22 protein-coding genes are annotated in these 19386 nt (G+C 62.9%); 11 read left to right on the top strand and 11 right to left on the bottom strand.

Features of this window, described 5'->3' with window-relative positions; genetic code table 11:
* Window positions 1–76: 76 nt before the first annotated feature.
* The 4 genes from RQH14_RS01215 (at window position 77) to RQH14_RS01200 (ending at window position 4617) form a co-directional block, all read left to right on the top strand.
* Complete coding sequence (locus tag RQH14_RS01215) at window positions 77–1423, top strand: ABC transporter substrate-binding protein (protein ID WP_311211519.1); 1347 nt, start codon at window positions 77–79, stop codon at window positions 1421–1423.
* 96 nt (window positions 1424–1519) lie between these two features.
* Window positions 1520–2485: a sugar ABC transporter permease gene (locus RQH14_RS01210; protein ID WP_311211518.1), complete on the top strand. Its 966-nt coding sequence runs from the start codon at window positions 1520–1522 to the stop codon at window positions 2483–2485.
* Window positions 2482–3444 (top strand): carbohydrate ABC transporter permease, encoded by a 963-nt coding sequence (locus RQH14_RS01205; protein ID WP_089593429.1) that lies wholly within the window; start codon window positions 2482–2484, stop codon window positions 3442–3444. The genes RQH14_RS01210 and RQH14_RS01205 overlap by 4 nt, the downstream gene beginning before the upstream one ends.
* A 114-nt stretch (window positions 3445–3558) precedes the next feature.
* A complete protein-coding gene (locus tag RQH14_RS01200) occupies window positions 3559–4617 on the top strand; it encodes a LacI family DNA-binding transcriptional regulator (protein WP_311211517.1) in 1059 nt (352 codons plus the stop codon).
* 64 nt (window positions 4618–4681) lie between these two features.
* On the opposite strand, the gene RQH14_RS01195 is transcribed toward RQH14_RS01200, so the two are convergent.
* Both RQH14_RS01195 and RQH14_RS01190 read right to left on the bottom strand, forming a co-directional pair.
* Window positions 4682–5638 carry a hypothetical protein gene (locus RQH14_RS01195; protein ID WP_311211516.1) on the bottom strand — a complete coding sequence of 319 codons (957 nt, stop codon included), beginning with the start codon at window positions 5636–5638 and terminating at the stop codon, window positions 4682–4684.
* A gap of 31 nt (window positions 5639–5669) precedes the next feature.
* The gene (locus RQH14_RS01190) at window positions 5670–6476 is read right to left on the bottom strand and encodes an exodeoxyribonuclease III (protein WP_311211515.1); all 807 of its coding nucleotides are present in this window, start codon (window positions 6474–6476) and stop codon (window positions 5670–5672) included.
* 137 nt (window positions 6477–6613) lie between these two features.
* Between RQH14_RS01190 and RQH14_RS01185 the strand changes: the two genes are divergently transcribed.
* Window positions 6614–6901 carry a hypothetical protein gene (locus tag RQH14_RS01185; RefSeq protein ID WP_311211514.1) on the top strand — a complete coding sequence of 96 codons (288 nt, stop codon included), beginning with the start codon at window positions 6614–6616 and terminating at the stop codon, window positions 6899–6901.
* Entirely contained in the window at window positions 6901–7332 is a 432-nt protein-coding gene (locus RQH14_RS01180) for a type II toxin-antitoxin system VapC family toxin (protein ID WP_311211513.1), read from the top strand. The genes RQH14_RS01185 and RQH14_RS01180 overlap by 1 nt, the downstream gene beginning before the upstream one ends.
* A gap of 18 nt (window positions 7333–7350) precedes the next feature.
* Here the strand turns inward: RQH14_RS01180 and RQH14_RS01175 are convergent, their stop codons facing one another.
* From RQH14_RS01175 to RQH14_RS01165, 3 genes are read right to left on the bottom strand one after another with little or no spacing between them, the layout of a single operon-like run.
* Complete coding sequence (locus tag RQH14_RS01175; protein ID WP_311211512.1) at window positions 7351–7917, bottom strand: DUF308 domain-containing protein; 567 nt, start codon at window positions 7915–7917, stop codon at window positions 7351–7353.
* Window positions 7918–7943: 26 nt separating this feature from the next.
* The gene (locus RQH14_RS01170) at window positions 7944–8570 is read right to left on the bottom strand and encodes a response regulator transcription factor (RefSeq protein WP_311211511.1); all 627 of its coding nucleotides are present in this window, start codon (window positions 8568–8570) and stop codon (window positions 7944–7946) included.
* Complete coding sequence (locus tag RQH14_RS01165; protein WP_311211510.1) at window positions 8567–9760, bottom strand: sensor histidine kinase; 1194 nt, start codon at window positions 9758–9760, stop codon at window positions 8567–8569. The genes RQH14_RS01170 and RQH14_RS01165 overlap by 4 nt, the downstream gene beginning before the upstream one ends.
* A gap of 179 nt (window positions 9761–9939) precedes the next feature.
* On the opposite strand from RQH14_RS01165, the gene RQH14_RS01160 reads away from it, so the two are divergent.
* Entirely contained in the window at window positions 9940–10524 is a 585-nt protein-coding gene (locus tag RQH14_RS01160; RefSeq protein WP_311211782.1) for a heme-binding protein, read from the top strand.
* Between the two features lie 80 nt (window positions 10525–10604).
* A complete protein-coding gene (locus tag RQH14_RS01155; RefSeq protein ID WP_396136262.1) occupies window positions 10605–11303 on the top strand; it encodes an ankyrin repeat domain-containing protein in 699 nt (232 codons plus the stop codon).
* 21 nt (window positions 11304–11324) lie between these two features.
* Here the strand turns inward: RQH14_RS01155 and RQH14_RS01150 are convergent, their stop codons facing one another.
* From RQH14_RS01150 to RQH14_RS01140, 3 genes are read right to left on the bottom strand one after another with little or no spacing between them, the layout of a single operon-like run.
* Window positions 11325–12539 carry an acetyl-CoA acetyltransferase gene (locus RQH14_RS01150; RefSeq protein WP_311211508.1) on the bottom strand — a complete coding sequence of 405 codons (1215 nt, stop codon included), beginning with the start codon at window positions 12537–12539 and terminating at the stop codon, window positions 11325–11327.
* Window positions 12536–13222, bottom strand: coding sequence for a CoA transferase subunit B (locus RQH14_RS01145; protein ID WP_311211507.1), 687 nt, complete (start codon window positions 13220–13222; stop codon window positions 12536–12538). Before RQH14_RS01145 ends, RQH14_RS01150 begins: the two co-directional genes overlap by 4 nt.
* A gap of 19 nt (window positions 13223–13241) precedes the next feature.
* Window positions 13242–13958: a CoA transferase subunit A gene (locus RQH14_RS01140; RefSeq protein WP_311211506.1), complete on the bottom strand. Its 717-nt coding sequence runs from the start codon at window positions 13956–13958 to the stop codon at window positions 13242–13244.
* A 178-nt stretch (window positions 13959–14136) separates the two neighbouring features.
* On the opposite strand from RQH14_RS01140, the gene RQH14_RS01135 reads away from it, so the two are divergent.
* Window positions 14137–14910: an IclR family transcriptional regulator gene (locus RQH14_RS01135; protein WP_311211505.1), complete on the top strand. Its 774-nt coding sequence runs from the start codon at window positions 14137–14139 to the stop codon at window positions 14908–14910.
* 57 nt (window positions 14911–14967) lie between these two features.
* Here RQH14_RS01135 and RQH14_RS01130 read toward each other — a convergent pair whose 3' ends face one another.
* On the bottom strand, window positions 14968–15540 hold the full coding sequence (locus RQH14_RS01130; protein ID WP_311211504.1) for a GNAT family N-acetyltransferase: 573 nt from the start codon (window positions 15538–15540) through the stop codon (window positions 14968–14970).
* Window positions 15541–15747: 207 nt separating this feature from the next.
* Here RQH14_RS01130 and RQH14_RS01125 point away from each other — a divergent pair, with 207 nt between their 5' ends.
* Both RQH14_RS01125 and RQH14_RS01120 read left to right on the top strand, forming a co-directional pair.
* Complete coding sequence (locus tag RQH14_RS01125) at window positions 15748–16122, top strand: VOC family protein (RefSeq protein ID WP_311211503.1); 375 nt, start codon at window positions 15748–15750, stop codon at window positions 16120–16122.
* Window positions 16123–16328: 206 nt separating this feature from the next.
* Window positions 16329–17015, top strand: coding sequence for a fasciclin domain-containing protein (locus RQH14_RS01120; RefSeq protein ID WP_311211502.1), 687 nt, complete (start codon window positions 16329–16331; stop codon window positions 17013–17015).
* A gap of 87 nt (window positions 17016–17102) precedes the next feature.
* Here the strand turns inward: RQH14_RS01120 and RQH14_RS01115 are convergent, their stop codons facing one another.
* Complete coding sequence (locus tag RQH14_RS01115; RefSeq protein WP_311211501.1) at window positions 17103–17297, bottom strand: hypothetical protein; 195 nt, start codon at window positions 17295–17297, stop codon at window positions 17103–17105.
* Between the two features lie 52 nt (window positions 17298–17349).
* Entirely contained in the window at window positions 17350–19380 is a 2031-nt protein-coding gene (locus RQH14_RS01110; RefSeq protein ID WP_311211500.1) for a BCCT family transporter, read from the bottom strand.
* Window positions 19381–19386: the final 6 nt, after the last annotated feature.

Here is a 19386-nt window from a genome sequence, read left to right as displayed (position 1 = left end):
CCCATCCTAGCTAGTGTGAGCGTCACCACATCAATTGCGCCGCCGAATCACTTGTACTCAGCGAGGAGTCTTTAGCATGAAGAAAACCAAGTACCTGCTACCGGTCGCAGCCGCCGGTGTTCTGGCACTTACCCTTTCCGCCTGTAGCGGAGATGGTGGCGGCGGGGGATCAACCGCAGGCTCGGATGATTGCTCCGCTTACGAAAGCTACGGAAAGCACGACGGCAAGACGGTCTCCGTCTATTCGACGATCGTGGACATTGAGGCAACCAACCTCGAGGAATCCTGGAAGCAGTTCGAAGACTGCACCGGCATTACCATCAAGTACGAGGGCAGCAAGGAATTCGAAACGCAGATCGGCGTCCGTGCCCAGTCCGGCACCGCCCCTGACGTCGGGATCTTCCCGCAGCCCGGCCTCCTTGCCACGCAGGCTCGGGCCGGTTACCTGAAGCCTGCTCCGCAGACCGTTTCGGACCTCGTAGACAAGAACTGGTCCCCTGACTGGAAGAAGTACGGCACGGTGGACGGCAAGTTCTACGCCGCACCGATGCTCGCCAACGTCAAGGGCTTCGTTTGGTATGCGCCCAAGACCTTCAAGGACAAGGGCTGGGAAGTCCCCAAGACCTGGGACGAAATGATCGAGCTGTCCAAGAAGATCGCCGCGGATGACAAGAACATGAAACCGTGGTGCGCAGGATTCGAATCCGGTGAGGCTACGGGTTGGCCCGGCACGGACTGGATCGAAGACGTGGTTCTGCGTGCACACGGCCCGGAGGTCTACGACCAGTGGGTAGCTCACCAGATTCCGTTCAACGACCCCAAGATCGTCGATTCCTTCAACAAGGCCGGCGACATCCTGCTCAACCAGGACATGGTGAACGGCGGCTTCGGTGACGTCCGCTCGATCCTGAGCACCGGCTTCGCCCAGGCCGGCCAGCCGGTTCTGGATGGAACGTGTGCCATGCACCACCAGGCCAACTTCCAGGCCGCCAACTGGCCTGCAGGAACCAACGTTGCTGAAGATGGCGACGTGTGGGCCTTCATCACCCCGCCGATCGACGAAAGCAAGGGCAAGGCAGTTACCGGTGGCGGCGAAATGGTGGGCGCCTACAAGGACACCCCTGAGGTCCAGTCCTTCCTGGCATACCTGGCCAGTGCCGACTTCGCCAACAACCGCGTGAAGCTGGGCGGCGTTGTCAGTGCCAACAAGGGCCTGGATCCCGCCAACGCCCAGTCCGACCTCGACAAGCTGACGGTCCAGATCCTCCAGGACCCGGACACCGTCTTCCGTTTCGATGGCTCGGACCTGATGCCGAGTGCAGTAGGTTCCAACTCCTTCTGGAAGGGCATCGTGCAGTGGATCAACGGCACGTCCTCCCAGGAGGTTGCCAACAGCATCGAATCCAGCTGGCCTAAGAGCTAACTCCCAAAGTGCTGCCTCCCCTGGCTGGGCTACCCAGCCGGGGAGGCAGTGCTTTTCCCGGAACTTAGTGATTCACTCACGCCCCGGAGGTTGGGTATGGAATTTATTGGAGAAAAACTCCTACAAGTAGTGATAGCCCTGGCGATATTCGCAGCGGTCATCGGCCTCATCATGTTGCTGGTGGACAGGGCTCCTAAATCAGTCAAAGACAAGGTCACGGTGGCAGGCTTCCTTGCTCCTGCCGCGATCCTGATGCTCGTGGGCCTGGTCTATCCGGCCATCCGGACGTCAATGCTCGCTTTCACGGATGCGGGCGGAAATGCCAACGGATTCGACAACTTCGTCTGGATGTTCACGCAGCCCGAGGCCTTGACCACGCTGCGGAACACCGTCATCTGGACAGTTCTGGTGCCGTTGCTCTCCACCAGCTTTGGCCTTGCCTACGCGGTGTTTATCGACAAGGCCCGGGGCGAAAAGGTTCTGAAGTCGCTGGTCTTCATGCCGATGGCCATTTCCTTTGTGGGCGCCGGCATCATTTGGAAGCTCGTCTACGACTACCGCGGGCCGAACATTGAGCAGACCGGTGTCATCAACTTCTTCAGGGACGCCTTGGGGATGGATCCCAAGCAGTTCCTGCTGGATGCCCCGGAGAACACGATCTTCCTTATCATCGTGATGGTCTGGATCCAGACCGGTTTCGCCATGGTGATCCTGTCGGCAGCCATCAAGGGTGTTCCGGTTGAACTCATCGAGGCGGCCCGACTGGACGGTGCCAACGCGTGGCAGCAGTTCCGCAACGTCACCGTCCCCGGTATTCGTGGAGCCTTGGTGGTGGTGTTGACCACCATTACCATCGCCACGCTGAAGGTCTTCGACATTGTCCGGACCATGACCGCCGGAAACTACGACACGTCCGTGGTCGCCAACGAAATGTACACGCAGGCCTTCCGCGCCGGTGAGCCGGGACGCGGTGCCGCTTTGGCCCTGATCCTGTTCCTCATGGTGCTGCCGATCGTCGTGTACAACGCTCGAGTCCTTCGCAAGCAAAGGGAGATCCATTGACAGCCACGCCAGCCCCGAAAGAGGCCTCGAAGGCCACCCGGCAGCGTCCTGGATCCGACCCCACGGAGGACGCCCAGCCGATCATGCGGCGCGTCAAGACCAAGCTCACCTCCAAGTGGGCAACAGCGGCAGCGGTCATTATCGCCGTCGTATGGTCTGTGCCGACGTTCGGCCTCTTTGTCACCTCGTTCCGTCCTGCCGCCAAGCAGGTAGGTCCCCGGTCCGACGGCTGGTGGAATGCCTTCGTCGACTGGCAGTTCACGTTCAAGAACTATGCGGATGTCCTGACCCCGGCGGGATCACAGTCCGCTAATCTCTCGCAGTACTTCGTCAACTCCATTGCGATTGTCATCCCGGTGACCATCTTCGTCCTGGTACTGGCGTCCATGGCTGCTTACGTGTTCGCCTGGGGGAAGTTCAAGGGCCGCGATGCGTTGTTCATCTTCGTCTTCGCCCTGCAGATCATTCCGCTCCAGATGGCGCTGATTCCGCTCCTGCAGTTCTTCACGCAGACCCTGCAACTGCCTGCCGGTTCCTACGCGCAGCTGTGGATCGCCCACACCATGTTCGGCCTCCCGCTGGGCATCTTCCTGCTCCACAACTTCATCTCCGAAATCCCCGGTGAAGTCATCGAAGCGGCAAGGGTGGACGGCGCCGGACACAGCACCATCTTCTGGCGGATTATCCTGCCGCTCTCCGTTCCGGCGCTTGCCTCGCTGGCCATCTTCCAGTTCCTCTGGGTCTGGAATGACCTGCTGGTGGCGTTGGTGTTCTCCGGTGGCACGGCGGACGTGGCTCCGATTACCCAGCGCTTGGCGGAGCTCTCGGGTACCCGCGGCGCCAGGGACTACCTGAACCCGGCGGCAGCGTTCGTGTCCATCATTGTTCCGCTCCTGGTGTTCTTCGGCTTGCAGCGCTACTTTGTGCGCGGCCTGCTGTCCGGCGGCCTCAAGGGCTAGGAATTTGAACCCTCGGTTACGCAGCGCATTACGCGGTTGCGTAACCGAGGGCTTCAAACCACAAACAGACACTTAAGGTGAAGGCGGAGCAACGGCGGCCGGAGAGGGGAGCCTGTGTCACGAACAACGGGTAGGTCCCAACGCGGCGGTCACACCGGCGTCAGTATTGAGGACGTCGCCGCAGCTGCTGGAGTTTCGACGGCGACCGTCTCACGAGCCGTGCGGGGACTACCGCGAGTGTCCCCAGCGACCCGCGAAAAGATCCTCGAAGTAGCCAGTTCCCTGGGGTATGTGGCGTCGTCGTCGGCGTCGGGCCTGGCGACGGGCCGTACGCGCACCATCGGCGTCCTGGCCCCCTTCGTCAGCCGGTGGTTCTTCTCCAAAGCGATCGAAGGCGCGGACCGGGAACTGCATTCGCGCAAGTACAACCTTTCCCTGTTCAACCTGGGCGGCCACGGCAGCAACCGCGAGCGGCTCTTCAGCTCCACCATGGTCTACAAACAGATCGACGCCCTTCTGGTGCTCTGCATGTCCTTGACCGAGGAAGAGTTGGAGCACCTCCACAAAATCGACATCCCGCTGGTGGTGGTGGGTGGCCACGTTGAGGATTGTGCGTACATCGGCATCAACGATTACGACGCCGCGTCCACCGCCGTGCGGCACCTCCTTGACCTGGGCCACAAGGACATCGCCCTGCTCCACGGGGACGACGAAACGGACCTGAACTTCGACGTACCGCGCGTGCGTATCCGCGCCTTCCAGGAAGTCATGACCGACGCCGGATTGGAAGTCCGCCCGGAATGGGACCAGTGGGGCGATTTCACTGTTGCCAGCGGCCAACAGGCCTTCAATCGGCTCTGGGACCAGCCCGGGCGCAAGCCGACAGCTATTTTCTGTTCGTCGGATGAGATGGCGATGGGCGTTATTTTCGAGGCCGGCCGCCATGGTGTCCGGGTGCCTCAGGACCTTTCAGTGATCGGCATTGACGATCACGATTTCTCGGCCTCCATTGGCCTGACTACCGTGGGCCAGCGCCCCGACAACCAAGCCGAACTTGCCACGAAAATGCTGCTTGACGAGCTGGACGGCAACCCTGAAGCCGTGCATTCGGAAGTGGCTCCCCATGAGCTGATCGTGCGCGAGACAACAGCCCCACCAGCAGCAGCCAAGTAGACCCCGAACCTCCCCGTAGACCTGCCGAGGACGTAGTCCTCGCACGCTGGGAAACCGCGAAGGGTCAGGAAGCGCGCGCCAGCTGCCGGATGGGGATCCACCGCGAGGCGAGCCTGCGGTAGGCGGCGGCCGCGCCGGTCATGTCGCCCTCGGCCAAGCACTCGATGCCCAGCCGCACGTCCATGGGGGATTCGTCCGGGTACACCTTGTCTGCCACTGCGCCGTAGTCCAGCTCCACCATGGACTGGATATGAAAGAGTTCCAGCCATTCGGTGAGCTGCGTCAGGTCATCCAGCATGTCCAGGTCCGGCGCAGCCAAAGCCAAGTGGGCCACGGCGAAGCGTGCACGGTCCAAGGCCTCCGTCAGGGGGGTCCACACCCGGACGGTGAGAATGCGCCCCTCAGACTCCACCACGTCCTTGCGGTCCGACTCGGCGAAGAGCGAGAACCAACTGAACGGGATACCCCACGTTGAGGCCCGGGTATGGACGCGCTTGGCATCTTCCCCGGCATTGATCCGATCGATTCTGACCTGGTGCTTGTCCCGTTGCGAGACAGGAATGAGGAGGTCGGCCAGGGGACTGTGCACACCGTCCATGAGCGCGTTGGCCGCCAAGCCGGCCCGAATCACCAGTTGGCTGGGGCAGTAAAGCAGCCGCCCGGCGTCGTGCCCTTCTTGGGCTGACGCGGCACTGTGGTGGGACGTGGCGGTTCCGTCCGGCGCGGCCGCTTGGTCCGCTCCAGCTTGTTCCGGCGTCGCCGCGTGACGTCCGGTGGGCACACGCGTCATGCGTACCAGGTCGGTGCTGCCAGTGGGGAAGGGATCGCCGCCGGAGCGCGTGATGCGGCCCAGCGAGGCTTGCAGCTCCGCATTTTCGACGGCGGCCCGGGAGCCGCTCTTGCTGCCCTTCGCCACGAGCTGGCGCTGCTGTTCGGGCGGGAACGCTTCGAGGGGCTCGTAAATGCGCAGCGACGAAGAGAAGGGCAGCCCTGCCTGGCCCCGATACAGGTTTCCAGTCACTTCAGCCGCCCCTTTCGTCAGTGATGTGTGGTCAGTTTGCGAGCTCCACGATCACGGGAGCGTGGTCCGAAGCGCCCTTGCCCTTGCGTTCCTCGCGGTCAATGGAGGCACCGGTGACGCGCGAAGCCAGCGCCGGGGATGCGAGGCAGAAGTCGATCCGCATGCCTTCCTTCTTGGGGAAGCGCAGCTGTGTGTAGTCCCAGTAGGTGTAGACGCCGGGGCCCGGCGTGTAAGGACGGACGACGTCGGTGAATCCGGCGGCTTCGAAAGCGTGGAAGGCGGCGCGCTCGGGTTCGGAGACGTGGGTGAAATTGTTGGTGCGGAACAGCTCGATGTCCCACACGTCGTCGTCGAACGGCGCGATGTTCCAGTCGCCCATGAGGGCGATCTGCGCGGTGGGATCGGACGCGACCCATTCGGCGGCGTGACCTTGGAGGACGTCCAGCCATTTGATCTTGTACGGCATGTGTTCGTCGTCCAGGGAGCGACCGTTGGGAACGTAGAGGCTCCAGATGCGGATGCCGCCGCAGGTAGCGGCGATGGCGCGGGCTTCCTGGGCGGGATCCTTGCCGGCCTTGCCGAACGCCGGCTGGTCCAGGAACGTGCGTTCAACATCTTCCAGTCCCACGCGGGAGGCGATGGCAACGCCGTTCCACTGGTTCACGCCGAAGTGGGCAACCTCGTAGCCCATGCGCTCAAAGAGCTCCCACGGGAAGTTCTCGTCCTTGCACTTGGTCTCCTGGATGGCCAGGACATCGCAGTCGCTGCGCTCGAGCCAGGCTTCAACGCGGTCTGCACGGGCGCGGAGGGAGTTCACATTCCAGGTAGCTATCTTCACAGCCACTAACTTACCGAACTTGGCGCTGAGCGCATCCCCTGAACTGTGAATGACTGGCGCAACGCCGAATCATGGGAAAGTCATTACGCCAAATGTACTACCGTAGTACACTATAGCCATCAGATGGGAGCCTGACCATGAAGGTTAAGAAGAGCATCACCAGCCGGGAATTCAACCACTCCTCCAGTGAGATTCTTCGCCAGGTCAGAAACGGTGACGTTATCCCTGTCACCTACGGGAGGGACGGATCCATCGTTGCCTATCTCGTGCCTGCCTCCACGTTGAGGAACCACGATGAGATAGAGGAAGTGCATAGGGCCGTTGCAGGGCACCAATCCTCGGCCCGGGACGTGGTGATGGAGTCCACGGTGACCATTAACTCCGAACACACCCTGAATGAACTGCGTGAAGGCGAACGCTACTGATGCCGGCCCCCAGCGCCGGATGCTATCTGGACACCTCTTCCCTCATCCGGCTCCTCACGCCAGGACACCCATCCCGGCAGCAGTTGGTCGATCTCCTGGACGAGGGAGCGCTCTGGGGTCAGCTTTATACAAGCAAGCTGACCCAGCTTGAGGCTGCACGGGTCGCCATAAGGGATCGAAACGACGCCCTGGCTCATGAGGTGGGCAGGTTTCTTGAGCAAATTAACGTTGTCCCCATCTCGGACGACGTTTTGGAACGGGCAATGGGGATTCCGTTCCACGTCAAATCCCTTGACGCCATTCATATTGCTTCGGCAGCAGCGGCGACAGTAATCCTGACATCGGACAGGAATATGGAAGGCGTCCTCATGCAACTCCAGCAGGACCCGGCGTCATCGTACCTATACCCGTTCCAACGGATCTTCGGCTAAGCCGCGCGTCTCCGTGCCTTAGTGGCCATACAACGGCTCCGTGTGGGCCAGTTTGCGCAGCCCGATGCCGGAGGCGATGAGCAGCAGGCCCGTCACCATCGCGAAGCCTGCCAACATCCACACCAGGCTCAGGAAGCCCAGGCCCGGATTCACCAGCACAAAGATGCCGAAAACGGTGGTGATGAGGCCGGTCAGGAACCAGATACCCCAGTTGCTGACGAAATTCCTTGCGGCCAGGGACAGCACGATCTGTGAAAGACCCAGCACCAGAGCCCACAGACCGATGAGGACGCCCACTGCGGCTGCCGTGATCCCGGGCCAGGCAATGGCCAGGATGCCGGCCACAATGGAGATCAGGCCGCCCACTATGGTCCAACGGGACCGGCCTGCGGGGTCGTAAAAGTAATGCGCCACGCTGGTGATGCCGTCAATGATCGCGAAGACCCCGAACATGACGATCACCACGAACGCCGTGGCGCTGGGCAAGGCAAATATCAACAGGGCAAAAACAATGGCGAGGACTCCCCGGACGATCAAAGCCGTTCCCGGGGTTTTGAACATTTTGCGATCCGCTGCGTCCGACATAGGGCCAGAGTAGCCAACCGCGTCTCCTACCGCATCCCCTCGCGCCGGATAGCTGTGGCGATGGCCGCTGCCCGCGTCTCGACGCCCAGTTTGGCGTAGATGTGGGCGAGGTGGGTCTTGACGGTTGCCTCGGAGATAAAGAGGCGCTTTCCCAGGTCACGGTTGCTGAGGCCTTCGGTCAGCAAGCTGAGCAGTTCCGCTTCGCGCGGAGTGAGGATCTCATCCGGGTTCCGCAGTTGTTGAAACAGTCGGGACGCCACCGGAGCGCTCATCACGCTCTTCCCCTGCACAGCCCCGCGAACCGCCGCGAAGATCTCCTCCGGGGCCGCATCCTTGAGCAGATAGCCCATGGCGCCGGCGTCCACGGCGCGGACGATGTCTGCGTCCGAGTCGTAGGTGGTGAACACGATGATCGCCTGCTTGGGGGTTCGCTGGCGGAGCTGCTTGATGGCTTCGATACCGTCCATCCCGGCGCCCATGGCCAGGTCCATGAGGACGACGTCGGGGGCATGCTGCTGGGCCGCTTCCAGCGCTTCCTCACCGGAGGCGGCTTCCCCGACGACGGCGATATCGGCTTGGGTGCCCAACAACGCCTTAAGTCCGCTCCGGACTACGGTGTGGTCGTCCACGAGCACCACGGAAATGCTGGTCACTGGGCCTCCTCCTTCGAGGTATGCGCCGGTTGCGGAGGCTGCCCCACAGGCAGTTGTGCCGCGATGATGGTGCCCTCGCCCGGCGCGCTCTCAACAGACAATTCTCCGCCCAACTGTTCCACGCGCTGCCGCATGGCCCGTAGCCCGTATCCTCCGGCCTCCGACGGCGGAGGTACCGCTCCGGGATCAAAGCCGCGACCGTCGTCGTACACGTCCAAGGTGACCGCATCCGGGAGGTACCCAAGGGTCACGCTGGCATGGTTCGCGCGGGCGTGGAGTTTGATGTTGGCCACCGCGCTCTGGGTAACGCGCAGCAGGGCATGCCGGACCTCGGAAGGAAGGGGCCGCACTTCACCCGTGACGCGGATGCTGACGGTCTCGAGGTATTGCCGTGCTGCGTGTTCCAACGCCTCGGGAAAGGGCCCGGTTTCCAGTCCAGGGGCGGAGAGCTCGTGCACCAGGCTGCGGGTGTCTGCGAGGTTGCGCCGCAGGAGATCAGCAGCTTTGCGCACGTCTGTGTTCGATTCAGGAGCCGGCCAGGCACGCTGTGCAGCTTCGAGGAGGAGCAGGCTGCTGGCCAGGCCCTGGGTAACGGTGTCGTGGATTTCCCGGGATACGCGCTCGCGTTCGGCGGCGACTCCGGCTTCACGCTCGCCGGCGGCGAGCCGCTCCTGGTCGCGCTCAATCTTGTCGTAAATCAACGTGAGCAGGGCGCCCGCGGCGAGCGGACCCAGCAGCATCGCGATGTCTGTCCAGTCGCTCATCCTGAAGAGTCCGACGGCGGTGGCGGCCGCCGTTGCGCCTCCCGCCACGTAGCCGGCCCAGCCGCGAAAGGCCGTGCGCGTGAGGAAGAAAATGGCAAAGGAGCACCAAGCGAAGCTCGGAGCGACCACCACCAACGCGGCCCACGCTGCCACCAAAGCGGTCATCCACGGAATCCATAACCGGCGCTGCTGGCCGGGTTTCGGTCGGCCACGCTCCCGTCGTCGGGCCAGCACTGCTGTGACCGCGTACAGGACACAGACGGTTCCAGCCAACGCCACTGTCCAGAGGTTGTCGGCAGGGGAGTGCCGCATGACGTAGCGGACCGCTGAAGCGACCATCAGGACGGCGAAGCCCAGATGCACCACGGCATCGATGCGGCCATCGAGCCGAATGCTCGGCGCCGGCTGTGGAGGGGCAGTGGGCATCTTCCCATGCTAGGTCCCGCGCGGGCATTGGTCTCTCCACCTTTTGGCTGATACTGATGACGGAAAGGCTGAGTCCGGGAACGGCGACCGGGCGATGCGGCATTGAGGGCGTCCGCGGAAGCATGGAGGTGTAACCGATGCCAACCACTGCACCCGATGCTCACTACAAGGAGAACCCCGTGAAGAAGTCCAACAAGATGATCGCCGCCGCCGCTGCCGGAGCACTGCTGCTCACCGGCGGTGTTACTGCCGTGGCCAACGCCGTGTCACCCGCAACAGCACCGGCCGCTGCCCAGGCCGCACCTGTGAAAGTTGCCGCAGAAGTTCAGCCGGCCCCGGAGAACGTCGTAGCCCAGAACCGTATCTCCGTAGGTGCCTCGAGTGCAGCCGTCAACGCCGCGCTCGCCAAGTGCCAGGCGGACAAGCTGCCGTTCGTCACCGTGGCCCTGGTTGACCGTTTCGGCACCGTTCAGGCTCTCCTTCGCGGTGACAACGCCGCCGAGCACACCATCGAAGCCGCCAAGCAGAAGGCCTACACGGCCGCAGCATTCGGTTCGCCCACCAGCGAGCTCGCCAAGCGCATCAATGGTAACGGCCCGTCCATCGCAGACCTCCCCGGCACCCTGTTCCTGGCCGGCGGCGTCCCGCTGAAGGTGAACGGCGTGTCTGTTGCCGGCATCGGCGTTGGTGGCGCACCCGACGGTGCACTCGACGAAGCCTGCGCGACGGCCGGCGCTGATGCCTTGGCCGTGGCAGCGAAGTAGCCATGAATCCTCGCGGAGTTTTTGTACAGATACCGCCCTTATGGAAGCGTTTTAGGGGCTTTATCTGTACAAAAACTCCCGTGGTTGGGGCGGGATTGTTGGTGCTCGCGCTGCTGTCCGGATGTACGACGGCGGCCGTCCCGCCTTCCAGCGCGACGCCGTCCAGCCCGACGCCGTCCGGCAGCCCGGTCCCGACTCCCGCAGCCCCCGACTCAAACGGGGCGTCGAGCCCGAGTCCCGGCCCGGCGTCGTCGTCCGCCTTGCCACCAAGACTGTCACCGGAGGCCCAAATGGAAACCGACCGACTCCTGATCCTTGCCGCGAAAGCCAATGACGCTGCGAGGGTGCGCGAACTCATCGCGGCGGGCGGCAGCGTCAATGCCAAGGACGACATCCAGGACTCCGCATTCCTTTATGCCGGTGCCGAGGGCTTCAACGAAGTTCTTCAGCTGACGTTGGCTGCGGGAGCGGATGTCCGCAGCACCAACAGGTACGGCGGCACAGCGTTGATCCCGGCGAGCGAGCACGGGCATACGGAAACTGTCCGGATTCTCATCGGGGCGGGTGTTCCCGTGGACCATGTCAACAACCTGGGCTGGACGGCCATGCAGGAAGCCATCCTGCTTAACAACGGCGGCCCCAACCAACAGGACGTGGTGCGGCAACTCCTTGCGGCCGGAGCGAACCCGGATATCCGTGACCCCCAAGGCCGGACCGCCCTGCAGAACGCAGAGCGGCTCGGTTTCACGGAGATCGCGGCGCTGATCCGCGGCCGCTGACCCTACTGCTACTTGCTTGGGTTAGACAGACTCCAGCACGCTCACGTAATTGGCGATGCCCACGCCACCCATGTTCTGCACGGCACCGCGGCGGGCGTTCGGGAGTTGCATGTCTCCCGCGGTGCCCGTGAGTTGCATGGCCGCGATGACATGCTGCGACACGCCTGTGGCGCCCACCGGGTGTCCCTTGGCCTTGAGTCCGCCGGAAACATTGATGGGCAGCTTTCCGTCCTTGTATACCCAGCCCTCCTGGACCGCGCGCGCACCTTCGCCGCGAGGCGTGAGCCCCATGGCTTCGTACATGATGAGCTCGGCGATGGTGAAGCAGTCGTGCACCTCGGCGAAGTCCAGACCATCAAGCCCAACACCGGCCATGCCCAACGCACGCTCCCACGAGGCCCTGGTAGCGGCGAACTCGGTGGGATCGCGCTTCTCCGCGGGGAAGAAGTCGTTCGCATGACCGAACCCGGCAAGGCGCACAGGTGCAGTTACGCCGCCGGAAGCGGAGGTGGAAAGCACGACGGCGGCAGCACCGTCGGAGACCGGCGAACAGTCAGTGCGGCGCAGCGGCTCAGCCACCATGGGATTCTTCTCGGAAATGGTCCGGCAGAACTCCTCGCCGAAGTCGCGATGCATCTGGGCGTACGGGTTGTCCATGCCGTTGCGGTGGTTCTTGGCGGCAATGGAACCCAGGACATCGCCGAGGCCACCTTCGAACCCCGGGCCACTGATTCCAGCCCCGTAGCGCTTCCCGTAATGCTTGGCCACCTCCGCGAACAGGCCCGTGAATCCCGTGGAGGACGCCTTGCCCGCCATCTCGTACGAAGCACCGAGGAGGGCTGCCCCCACCACATCCGCTCCGGCGTCGGTCATCTTCTCTGCGCCGATCACCAGGACGTTGCGCGCGGTTCCGGCCAACACGGCTTTAACGCCCTGCTGGAACGCAGCCGATCCGGAAGCGCAGGCGTTTTCAGTGCGCGTTGCGGGAACGTTGGCAAGGTCCGCTGAAAGCTGGAGGGCCAGGGACGATGTGAAGCCGAGAGGCTGCATGCCGGAGTTGAACTGCCCGAGGTAAATCTCGTCAATGTCCTTGGGGTCCAGCCCCGAGTTCTTGATGGCTTCGCCGGTCACCTGGACGATCAGCGACTCCAAGGTGTCATCCGTCAGCTTGCCGAACTTGCTGTGTCCCCATCCCGTGAGCAGGATGTCTTTGCCGAATTGGTCTTTCAGGCTCATGCGTTGGCTCCTTCAAGCGTGTGTTCTTCAGACGTGAGCGCTTCCGTGCACTCTGCGTCCGTCTTGCTGCGGATCTCCTCCACGGTGACGCCAGGGGCGAGGCGGGTCAGCAGCAGGCGGGTGCCGCCGTCGGGTGTTTCCTCGATGTCAAAAACGGCGAGGTCCGTGATGATCCGATCAACGCACTTGAGTCCCGTGAGCGGGAGAGTGCATTCGGTGACGATCTTGGCCGAACCATCCTTGGCATTGTGCTCCGTGAGGACCACGACGCGGGGAGTCCCGGCCACCAGGTCCATGGCTCCGCCCATTCCCTTGACCATCTTGCCGGGAATGGTCCAGTTGGCGAGGTCGCCGGAGCCGGAGACCTGCATGGCCCCCAGAATGGCCACCTTCACGTGCCCGCCACGGATCATGCCGAACGATGTGGCGGAATCGAAGATGCTCCCGCCGGAGGTGATGGTGACGGTCTGCTTGCCTGCGTTAATAAGGTCGGCGTCTTCGTCCCCTTCATACGGAAAGGGCCCCATGCCGAGCAAGCCGTTCTCGCTCTGGAGAACCACCCGCACGCCGTCGGGCAGGTTGTTGGCCACCAGCGTGGGGATGCCGATGCCGAGGTTGACGTAGTCGCCGTCGTTCAATTCTTCGGCCGCGATGGCGGCCATCTGGTCACGTGTCCATGCCATGGTGAATGCTCCTTTGCTTCTAAACCGTGAGGGCTTCGGCGCGCTGCCGGACCGTGCGCTGTTCGATGTCCTTGACCCGTGCGGTGGCCTGGACCAGTCCTTGCACGTAAACGCCGGGGGTCACGATGTGGTTGGGGTCCAGCTCGCCCGGCTGCACAATGACCTCAGCCTCCGCGATGGTCACTGCGCCTGCGGTTGCGACTACCGGGTTGAAGTTCCGCGCCGTGTAGCGGTAGATCAGGTTGCCATCGGTATCTGCCGTGTGGGCATGAACCAGTGCGACGTCGGCGGTGATGGCGCGCTCGCGGACGTACGTGACGCCGTCGAACTCTTCCAACGGCTTGCCTTCGGCAACCAAAGTTCCCACACCGGTGCGCGTGTAGAAGGCGGGGATACCGGCGCCGCCGGCGCGCAGGCGTTCTGCCAGGGTGCCCTGCGGCGTGAATTCGACCTCAAGTTTCCCTGCAAGGTATTGCTCGGCGAAGAGCTTGTTCTCGCCCACGTAGGAAGCAATGACCTTCCGCACCTGGCCAGCCTCGATCAGGACGCCGAGACCTTTGCCATCCACCCCCATGTTGTTGGAAACGATGGTGAGGTCCTTGGCGCCCGACTCCCGGACGGCGTCGATCAGGTCCGCGGGGATGCCGCTCAGGCCGAAGCCCCCGACGGCGATGGTCAGGCCGTCTGCCATCAGGTTCTGCAGCGCTTGGGCTGCGCTCGCGTACATGGTGGACATTCCGAACTCCTCGTTGAGCTTCTCGATGATGCGTCCACTTTGTGGACGCGTGGTTCCTTGGGACTGAGCCTAGGTTTTGCTTGGTGTTTACGCAATGGCTCATGGTGTTGGCTACTCACGGTGTGGACGCTAGGCTGAAAGCTGTCCATATTGTGGATGAATCTTCCTGGAGGGCGTCGTGGCGGTACAAGGAGCGCAGGTTGTCGGCAGGGTTGCCCAGTTGCTGAGGCTCGTGGGTCGGAAGCCGGAAGGAACCTCGTTGGCGGGGCTGGTCCGGGAATCCGGGCTGACGCGCCCAACCGCGCACCGGCTCCTGACCTCGTTGGCTGCCGAAGGTTTGCTGGAGCACGACGCCGGCACCGGCAAGTGGGTGCTTGGGCCCGAGATCTTCCTGCTGGGCTCGGTGGCGGCCGCCCGGTTCCCCATGGAGGACATCGCCCGTCCATCGCTGCGCAGGCTAGCAGCGGAAACGGGGGAGAGCGCGTTCTTCTCCATCCGCCGCGGGAACGAAACCATCTGTGTCCTGCGGGAAGAGGGTGCTTTTCCCGTGCGATCGTTTGTCCTGCACGAAGGGGTGCGCTTCCCGCTGGGGGTGGCTTCTGCGGGGACCGCCATCATGGCCTTCCTTCCCCCGGAAGAACAGGAATCACTGCTGGAGAACTGGGCTGAGCATGCCGGCGATTTCGCCGTCGGGCATCCTGCCGACGTGGTGCGGGAGAACCTGGAACGGACGCGGCTTGCGGGTTTCTCCGTCAATCCGGGGCTGATCCTGGAAGGTAGCTGGGGAATGGGAGCCGCGGTGTTTGACCAGCAGGGCCGGCCCGCCTGGGCTCTTTCGCTGACCGGGATTGAGCCCAGGTTCCGCCCGGACCGCCAGGAATTCCTGGGCAGGCTGCTCCTCGAAGAAGCGCACCGGATGACGGCAAGGTTGCAAGGCGCCGGACCCAACTAGGTGACAGTAAACGTTCCACTGAGGCCTCATTAGAGCATGTGCTGTCACCTAGTTGGGTCAGGTGAGGTCCAGGCGCATGAGCACTCTCGGGAAGCCATTGAGGACCGACGTCGTCTCGGTCACCTTCTTGAAGCCCGCCTTCTCGAATAATCTGCGGGTGCCCACGTAGGCCATGGTCAGATCCACTTTGCCGCCCTTGTTGTCCACGGGGTAGCCCTCAAGCACAGGAGCGCCGTGGCTCTTGGCGAAGTCGATGGCCCCTCGCAGGAGTTCATGGGAAATGCCCTTGCCGCGATGCCCCGGCCGCACCCGGATGCACCAGACCGACCACACATTGCTCTCATCCACGTGGGGGATCCTGCGGTTCTTCGCAAAAGTGGTGTCCGCGCGGGGGTGGACCGCCGCCCACCCAACTACGTTGTCGCCGTCGTACGCCAAAACGCCTGGGGGAGGGTCCTCGGCCACCAGCTTCTTCGCGAACTTTCCTCGCTCCTGTTTCTGGAGCTCCTGGTTCAGTTTGGACGGGATCCTGTAGCTCAGGCACCAGCACACGTTGGAGTCGGGACTCTTGGGGCCCACCATGGTCTTCACGTCATCGAACACCGTCGCGGGCCGTACCTCGATAGCCATCCGCCCATCCTGTCATTGGGTTGAGCCCCTCCGCTAGACTGGCGGACGTGATGACCGGATCGGGCTTCTGCCCTGCACGGATCGGCTACCCGGCCGACCTCTGACGCGCTGCGGCGCCCACCGCGGTGTTGCCCCGCGGGCTCCTCCTTGTGGATCGATGAACCCTTCAGCCCATCGACATAACCCCCACATATAAAGGAGTTCCGCATGCCCGCATTGTTCAACCACACCATCATCGCGTCCCTCGACCGCACGGCGTCAGCCGAGTTCTACCGTTTCATCCTTGAAGCTGAGGAAGCCCCAGGCTGGGGGCCCTTCACCAACCTCACGCTGGCTGGCGGGGTGATGCTGCAATTCGCCGAGCCGCCGGTCGAGATCCAGATGCAGCACTACGCATTCCTGGTTGATGACCAGCACTTCGACCGCGCCTATGAGCGTCTGGTGAGTGCCGGCGTCGAACATTGGGCGGATCCGCAGATGACCCGCCCGGGCGAGACAAACACGGAACACGGCGGCCGCGGCGTGTATTTCAAAGACCCCGCCGGTCACGCGCTGGAGCTGATCACCAAGCCGTACTTCTAAAAGCGGAGCGGCGGCTGTCGAGGGGCCGCGGTGGGGTGGGTATCGCTGGTTTAAAAAACTTTTTCAATCCGGACCCATCCACCCCGTCCCACCCTCCGAATAGCTGGTGAGACACAAACCGCCGGTGAAGCAAAAGCAGCATCAGCAGCCCGTGTCCCGCCACCCAATGGACCCAACGCCCTGGTTCCAAAAACAAGGAGAATGACATGTTGTCCACAAAGCGCCCCGCCCTCGCCTTCGTTGGCCTCACTGCAGCCGCCCTTCTCGGACTCACGGCCTGTGGTGGTACCAGCACGCCGGCTGCCACCTCTGCCGCCCCGGAGACCTCCAAGGCGTCACCGTCGTCGATGGCACCGTCGCCGTCCTCATCCGCCATGAGCAGCGCCGCCATGGATCCGGCCGCTAACCTTGTGGGCCCCGGCTGCGCCGGTTACGCCGCACAGGTTCCGGACGGTGCCGGTTCGGTAGCCGGCATGGCCCTGGATCCGGTAGCCGTTGCAGCGTCGAACAACCCGCTGCTCAAGACCTTGACTGCCGCTGTTTCGGGAAAGCTCAACCCCAAGGTTGACCTGGTTTCCACCCTGAACGGCAGTGAGTTCACGGTGTTCGCACCGGTTGACGACGCTTTCGCAAAGATCGACCCCGCAACAATCGAAACGCTCAAGACGGACGATGCCCTGCTGAGCAAGATTCTCACCTACCACGTAGTCCCCGGCCAGCTGACCCCGGACCAGATCGTCGGCACCCACAAGACTGTCCAGGGTGGCGAAGTGACTGTAGGTGGCACCAAGGATGCCCTCACGGTTGACGGAGCTTCGAACGTGATCTGCGGTGGCGTCCAGACCGCCAACGCCACGGTCTACCTGATCGACTCAGTGCTGATGCCCAAATAAGCAATAGGGCTTTAGAGACACCAGCATTAAACGAAAGCAGGCGCCGGAATCCGGCGCCTGCTTTGCTGTGTTGCGGAGTGGTGTGGCCTAGCGGCCGAAGTCACTGTCGACGTAGGAGCCTGCCCTGGTGTGTTCCGATCCGCAGGGGCAGTGGTCAACCTCAATCCGGACTGTCATTGGCTTGGATGAGTCCAAGGTGAGGGTCACGTCCTCGCTGGCTCGGGTATTGCGACTGGCCTGGGTGTTGAGACGGAGGGTGCCCGGGGCAGAGATTTTGGACATGGTGGACCTTCCTGATGTGTGAATGGGTGAAGGGGGTTGGCCGGAAGCAGGGCTATTTGTCGTCGGATTCCAGCTGGGGTTTGCCAACCAGGGGGATGGTTCCCGTAGATGTTCCCCCGGCGCAATCGGACTCCGTGCACTTTTCAGCGCAATCGTGCCTGGTGACGAGGTCAAACTGAACGCCGCCATGTTGCTCGACGCCGGTCCGGATGGCTCGTTCCACCACTGAGGTGGCCAAGCGTTTGTGCAATTGCAGGGGATCGCGGCGGAGGTCCTTGACCAGGGCGAAGCAGAGCAACAGCATGACGACCACAAAGGGCAGGGCAGCCACAATGGTCACTCTTTGCAGGCCTGACAAGGCCTCCGATGGTTTATCGCCACCGGCAAGCAGCATGACCGCTGCCACGGCACCGGTGAGGCTTCCCCAGAAGATCACCACTCCTCGACGCGGATGCTCAGCACCATTGGAGCTGAGGGATCCCATCACGATGGAGGCTGCATCGGCACCGGTGACGAAGAAGATCGCCACCAGGACCATGGCCAGGACGATGACCGCTGCGGTCAGCCAACCGGGCATCCCCAAGTTCTTGACGAGGTCGAAGAGGGCGCCGTCGAAGTTGATGGAAGGAGCGCCGTCCACCATGGTCACAAGCCCGGGAGTGCCGGCCTTATCCGCCTCTTGCTGAACGTGGAAGGCGGCACCGCCGAAGATGCCGAACCAGATCACGCTGACGACGCTGGGCACCAGCAGGACGCCGGTGACGAACTGGCGGATGGTGCGGCCACGGCTGATGCGGGCGATGAACATTCCCACGAAGGGCGTCCAGGAAATCCACCAGGCCCAGTAGAAGATGGTCCAGCTGGTCATCCAGCTGCGCAGGGAGTCGTCTCCCACGGCTTCGGTACGCGAGGACATTTCAGCCAAATCCCGGGCGTAGTCACCCACGGCTGAGGGGATCAGGTTGAGGATGAACAACGTGGGTCCGGCTATGAACACGATCAGGGCGAGAACAACGGCCAGGACCATGTTGATGTTGGACAGCCACTGGATGCCGCGGCTGATGCCGGAAACAGCTGATGCCACGAAGCAGAAGGTCAGGATGGCGACGATGACCACCAGCACGGGAGTGCCGATCTCACCCAGCCAGCCGTTGGACGTCATGCCGCTGCCGATCTGGAGGGCACCGAGGCCCAGGGAGGCGGCAGTTCCGAAGAGCGTGGCGAAGATGGCCAGGATGTTGATGAACTTGCCGAGCGGCCCTTCCACCATTCGAATGCCAAAGAGCGAGGTGAAGGCTGCGGAGACCAGTTGCTTGCGGCCCAGGCGGTAGGTGCCATAGGCCATCGCAATGCCAACTACGGCGTACATGGCCCAGGGGTGCAGGGTCCAGTGGAAAATCGAGGTGGCCATGGCGGTCTGGATGGCCGCGGGTGTGCGGCCGTCCACTGTTCCCGGCGGTGGCGAAATGTAGTGGTACAGGGGCTCGGCCACACCGTAGAACATGAGCCCGATGCCCATGCCGGCGGCGAACATCATGGCTATCCAGGAAATGGTGCGAAACTCGGGCTTCTCGCCGTCTTTACCCAGTGGGATGTTGCCGAACTTGCCGAGGGCAAGCCACAGGACGAAGACGACGAACAGGGAGGCGAGGACCATGAAGAGCCAGCCCGTGTACTCCATGACCCAGTTCAGGGCGCCCTTGGAGGTATCGGAGAGGCTGTCCCGTCCAACAAAGCCCCAGACCACGAAGGCGACGGCGATGGCGCCCGTGATCCCGAAGGTGACTTTGTCGAGGGTAAGTTTGCGGTTCCGGCGGGCAGAGACGGCCTGCTCGGTCTTGGCGTGGCGCAGCTCTTCCATGATCTGTTCGTGTTCTACGGAATCGGAGAGGGGATCTGCGCCTCCGTCCTCAGCGGTGAGGGCTGCCAGGTTGGTGTCGTCGGGGGAGACGCTGATGACTGCTTCAGGGTTCTCCGCGTGGGCAGGGTTGGTTGGGCCGGCTGTACCCGGGGTTCCTGCCACGGAATCGTTGGCAGGTAATTCCTCGGGTGTCAGATGTTTTGTGTCACTGTTTGTAGCCATGAGCGG

Origin of the sequence: Arthrobacter sp. WCS2018Hpa-7, from assembly GCF_031843805.1 — a bacterium.
In the GTDB taxonomy this organism is placed as follows: domain Bacteria; phylum Actinomycetota; class Actinomycetes; order Actinomycetales; family Micrococcaceae; genus Arthrobacter.
The sequence above is the reverse complement of the archived record's forward strand: the minus strand, read 5'-3'. Positions and strand labels throughout refer to the sequence as shown.

Bases quoted from the DNA above. Each gene is read 5' to 3' on its own strand.
- RQH14_RS01215 (WP_311211519.1), top strand. From the start codon at position 77: ATGAAGAAAACCAAGTACCTGCTACCGGTCGCAGCCGCCGGTGTTCTG.
- RQH14_RS01210 (WP_311211518.1), top strand. From the start codon at position 1,520: ATGGAATTTATTGGAGAAAAACTCCTACAAGTAGTGATAGCCCTGGCG.
- RQH14_RS01185 (WP_311211514.1), top strand. From the start codon at position 6,614: ATGAAGGTTAAGAAGAGCATCACCAGCCGGGAATTCAACCACTCCTCC.
- RQH14_RS01180 (WP_311211513.1), top strand. From the start codon at position 6,901: ATGCCGGCCCCCAGCGCCGGATGCTATCTGGACACCTCTTCCCTCATC.
- RQH14_RS01175 (WP_311211512.1), bottom strand. From the start codon at position 7,917: ATGTCGGACGCAGCGGATCGCAAAATGTTCAAAACCCCGGGAACGGCT.
- RQH14_RS01165 (WP_311211510.1), bottom strand. From the start codon at position 9,760: ATGCCCACTGCCCCTCCACAGCCGGCGCCGAGCATTCGGCTCGATGGC.
- RQH14_RS01150 (WP_311211508.1), bottom strand. From the start codon at position 12,539: ATGAGCCTGAAAGACCAATTCGGCAAAGACATCCTGCTCACGGGATGG.
- RQH14_RS01145 (WP_311211507.1), bottom strand. From the start codon at position 13,222: ATGGCATGGACACGTGACCAGATGGCCGCCATCGCGGCCGAAGAATTG.
- RQH14_RS01140 (WP_311211506.1), bottom strand. From the start codon at position 13,958: ATGTCCACCATGTACGCGAGCGCAGCCCAAGCGCTGCAGAACCTGATG.
- RQH14_RS01130 (WP_311211504.1), bottom strand. From the start codon at position 15,540: ATGGCTATCGAGGTACGGCCCGCGACGGTGTTCGATGACGTGAAGACC.
- RQH14_RS01125 (WP_311211503.1), top strand. From the start codon at position 15,748: ATGCCCGCATTGTTCAACCACACCATCATCGCGTCCCTCGACCGCACG.
- RQH14_RS01120 (WP_311211502.1), top strand. From the start codon at position 16,329: ATGTTGTCCACAAAGCGCCCCGCCCTCGCCTTCGTTGGCCTCACTGCA.
- RQH14_RS01115 (WP_311211501.1), bottom strand. From the start codon at position 17,297: ATGTCCAAAATCTCTGCCCCGGGCACCCTCCGTCTCAACACCCAGGCC.
- RQH14_RS01110 (WP_311211500.1), bottom strand. From the start codon at position 19,380: ATGGCTACAAACAGTGACACAAAACATCTGACACCCGAGGAATTACCT.